The sequence below is a fragment of the Streptomyces longispororuber genome (assembly GCF_024448165.1).
Lineage (GTDB): Bacteria > Actinomycetota > Actinomycetes > Streptomycetales > Streptomycetaceae > Streptomyces > Streptomyces longispororuber_A.
This window is the reverse complement of record NZ_JAMOLN010000402.1, coordinates 1-3,055: the sequence shown is the minus strand read 5'-3', so window position 1 is coordinate 3,055 and position 3,055 is coordinate 1. Positions and strand designations below refer to the sequence as shown.

Below are 3,055 nucleotides of genomic sequence, written 5' to 3'. Positions count from 1 at the left end.
CCGTCGCTCCATGCCCACGCCCTACGGAAACCGCGGCGGCATGGCCTTCGGTGCAGAAGAGCTGCGTGTGCTCCGACGCGCCCTCGCCCTCGCCCTCCACCCCAGCCCCGCCTCGGACAAGGACGTCCGGGACTGCCTCCGGCTCGCGGAGTCGGTCGACGACGCCACGCAGGAGGCCGCCCGCATGCGGACCTTCCTGCTCGCCGACCTCGACCGCTACCGGGCCGCCCTGCCCGGCTCCGTCACCGGCTACCTGAGCCTCCTGGAGGACGCCCTGGCGGCGGACCACCGGCCCGGCGCCGACGACCTCGCGGCGCTGCGCGCCCTGCGCGGCAACCCCGCCGCGGCGGCCCTGCTCGACCGCTGCCGCGCCCTCGCCGAACAGGGCGTACGGGACCGCCTGGAGGCCCGGCACCGGCCGCGCGTCCCGGCCTCCCGCACCCACCTGCTCGCCCTGCCCGGCGGCCTCCTCGGCGCGGGCGACCAGCCGGCCAAGCCCAAACCGGCCCCGCCGCGCCCCGTCCCCACCCCGTCCGAGGCGTTCCCGCCCAAGCGTCGGCCCGCACAGCCACCGGCCCCGCCGCAGGAGTTGGCGGTGGGCTAGCTACTCTGGGGGCATGGACTACGTCTCCGCGCTCGTGCCCCCGGTAGTGATGGCCGCGTTCTTCATCGGTCTGATCGTGACGATCGTGAAGTCGCAGGGCGGCGACAAGAAGGCCAAGGAGGACGCGGCCGTCGACGCCGCCATCGCGCGCGCCGAGGCCGCCCGCCAGCAGGACGCCACCACCGCCTGACCGGCCCGCGACCAGCACCGAAGCTCTGCACAGGGGCGCCCCTCGGGCGCCCCTTTTGTCATTGATCGATACCTGTCGCCACGTCCGACGGTGAATTACCGACTTCTCCCACTATTGTGCTGCTCGTGCCGCGCCCCTTGGGAGAACTCGAAGACGCAGTGATGACACGGGTGTGGAAGTGGAACCGCCCGGTGACGGTCAGGGAAGTCCTGGAGGATCTTCAGCAGGAACGGTCCATCGCCTACACGACGGTCATGACCGTATTGGACAATCTCCATCAGAAGGGCTGGGTGCGCCGCGAGGCGGAAGGCCGGGCCTATCGATATGAGGCCGTCTCCACCCGGGCCGCCTACTCGGCCGCGCTGATGAACGACGCATGGGCGCAGAGCGACAACCCCGCCGCGGCCCTCGTCGCCTTCTTCGGCATGATGTCGCCCCAGCAGCGCGAGGCCCTGCGGGACGCCATGCGCATCGTGCAGCCCGAAGTACCCGCCGAAGTGCCGCCCGAAGTGCCGCCGGAAGTCCCCTCAGGACCCGGGGAAGCGGCCGAGCAGCCCGGGCGATAGCGTCCGGTCATGCCAGCAGAGCTCCCCGAAGTCGGCCCGGGCGTCGAATCCGCCGCTAAAGCACTCACCGTACGCAGGGCCCGCACGGCCGATGTACCGGCCGTGCGCCGGCTCCTCGACGCGTACAGCCGACAGGGGATCCTGCTCGACAAAGCCACCGTGACGCTTTACGAGGACATCCAGGAGTTCTGGGTCGCGGAACGCGACGACAACGCCGAGGTGGTCGGCTGCGGCGCACTCCACATCATGTGGGAAGACCTGGCGGAAGTCCGCACACTCGCGGTGAATCCACTGGTCAAGGGCGCGGGCGTGGGGCATCAGGTCCTGGAGAAGTTGCTGCAGACGGCGCGCTGGATCGGCGTTCGCCGGGTTTTCTGTCTCACCTTCGAAGTCGAGTTCTTCGCCAAGCACGGCTTCGTGGAGATCGGTGAGACGCCCGTCGATACGGTGGACACCGATGTCTACAGCGAGCTGCTGCGTTCCTATGACGAGGGCGTCGCGGAGTTCCTCGGTCTCGAACGAGTGAAACCGAACACCTTGGGCAACAGCCGGATGCTTCTGCATCTGTGATCGTCGCGTTCGGTATTCCGGCAAGCACACACGACCCGGTCCCTATGTCCGAAACGCGCATGTTTTCGGCCCGGTCGGGCAGCGTACAACTCCGGGATCTCTCCCGGATCTCGGCCAGGGGTTTGTGTTTTTCCGGCAAAAGCGGTTTGCTTTCCGACGTACTGCAGTAGTGCATATAACAAGGGGACGGCGAAACAGCGGCCGCGGTCGCAGGGGGGCCGGCCCTTCAGATATCGATGAAAGGAAATCCGGTGGCACAGAAGGTTCAGGTCCTTCTTGTCGATGACCTCGACGGCGGCGAGGCGGACGAGACCGTGACGTTCGCGCTCGACGGCAAGACGTACGAGATCGACCTCACCACCGCGAACGCGGACAAGCTCCGGGGTCTCCTCGACCCGTACCTCAAGGGTGGCCGGCGTACCGGTGGCCGTGCCGCGGGCGGCCGGGGCAAGGCGCGCGCCGCGTCCGGTGGCAACCAGGACACCGCCCTGATCCGCGCGTGGGCGAAGGACAACGGTTACGAGGTCAACGACCGGGGCCGGGTCCCCGCCTCCATCCGTGAGGCCTACGAGAAGGCCAACGGCTGACGCGTCGGTTCCGTATATGCACGGCGCAGTCGGGCGCGGTGGCAGTGGGTCGCCGCCGTGTCCACGAGTCGTACGAGATCGGGGGCGCCCCCACCGCCCCCCACGACCGACCAGGTCGAGACGGCCGTCAGGGTCGTCAGAGCCGGAAGCACCGGTTCCATCTCGCGTCCGGGCTCGGGGGGCCGCACCCACACCGCGGCCTCCTGCGAGCCCGACCATCCCGGGGGCGTCGGCGCGTCGATGAATCCGCCCGACCCGATCCCCACGAGGTCGAGGGGCAGCGCCCCCCATTCCAGCCAGTCGAGCAGCCCCGGCAGTTCGTCCGCGCTCCCCGCGGCGACCAGTAGCTGCATCGTTTCCCCGCGCACCGCCACCGGCGACCGGGGATCGCACCTGCGCAGCATCGCGAAGCCCGCGTCGGCGGGCAGCTCCAGCACGTCGAAGCGGAGCCCCGTGCGCAGCCGCACCCCTTCGGGCCCCGCCGTGGCGGCCCAGCCGAGCGCGTCCTCGTACCACTGCTGAACCGGATCCGTCCCCG

At 69.9% G+C, this 3,055-nt stretch carries 6 protein-coding genes; 5 read left to right on the top strand and 1 reads right to left on the bottom strand.

What is annotated here, in order from left to right; genetic code table 11:
* Positions 1–40 precede the first annotated feature (40 nt).
* From M4J07_RS47350 to M4J07_RS47330, 5 genes are all read left to right on the top strand, one after another.
* Positions 41–604, top strand: a complete 564-nt coding sequence (locus M4J07_RS47350; protein WP_374215204.1) for a hypothetical protein — start codon at positions 41–43, stop codon at positions 602–604.
* 13 nt (positions 605–617) lie between these two features.
* The gene (locus tag M4J07_RS47345) at positions 618–794 is read left to right on the top strand and encodes a hypothetical protein (RefSeq protein ID WP_255983531.1); all 177 of its coding nucleotides are present in this window, start codon (positions 618–620) and stop codon (positions 792–794) included.
* A 125-nt stretch (positions 795–919) separates the two neighbouring features.
* Positions 920–1,360: a BlaI/MecI/CopY family transcriptional regulator gene (locus M4J07_RS47340; RefSeq protein WP_255983533.1), complete on the top strand. Its 441-nt coding sequence runs from the start codon at positions 920–922 to the stop codon at positions 1,358–1,360.
* A 9-nt stretch (positions 1,361–1,369) separates the two neighbouring features.
* Entirely contained in the window at positions 1,370–1,930 is a 561-nt protein-coding gene (locus M4J07_RS47335; RefSeq protein WP_255983529.1) for an amino-acid N-acetyltransferase, read from the top strand.
* 251 nt (positions 1,931–2,181) lie between these two features.
* Positions 2,182–2,517, top strand: coding sequence for a histone-like nucleoid-structuring protein Lsr2 (locus M4J07_RS47330; protein WP_255983527.1), 336 nt, complete (start codon positions 2,182–2,184; stop codon positions 2,515–2,517).
* Here the strand turns inward: M4J07_RS47330 and M4J07_RS47325 are convergent.
* Positions 2,496–3,055: SCO3374 family protein (locus M4J07_RS47325; protein WP_255983525.1), on the bottom strand; the 560-nt coding region annotated here is incomplete at its 5' end. The genes M4J07_RS47330 and M4J07_RS47325 overlap by 22 nt on opposite strands.

Coding starts and splice junctions, on each gene's coding strand:
- M4J07_RS47350 (WP_374215204.1), top strand. CDS start 41: ATGGCCTTCGGTGCAGAAGAGCTGCGTGTGCTCCGACGCGCCCTCGCC.
- M4J07_RS47335 (WP_255983529.1), top strand. CDS start 1,370: ATGCCAGCAGAGCTCCCCGAAGTCGGCCCGGGCGTCGAATCCGCCGCT.
- M4J07_RS47345 (WP_255983531.1), top strand. CDS start 618: ATGGACTACGTCTCCGCGCTCGTGCCCCCGGTAGTGATGGCCGCGTTC.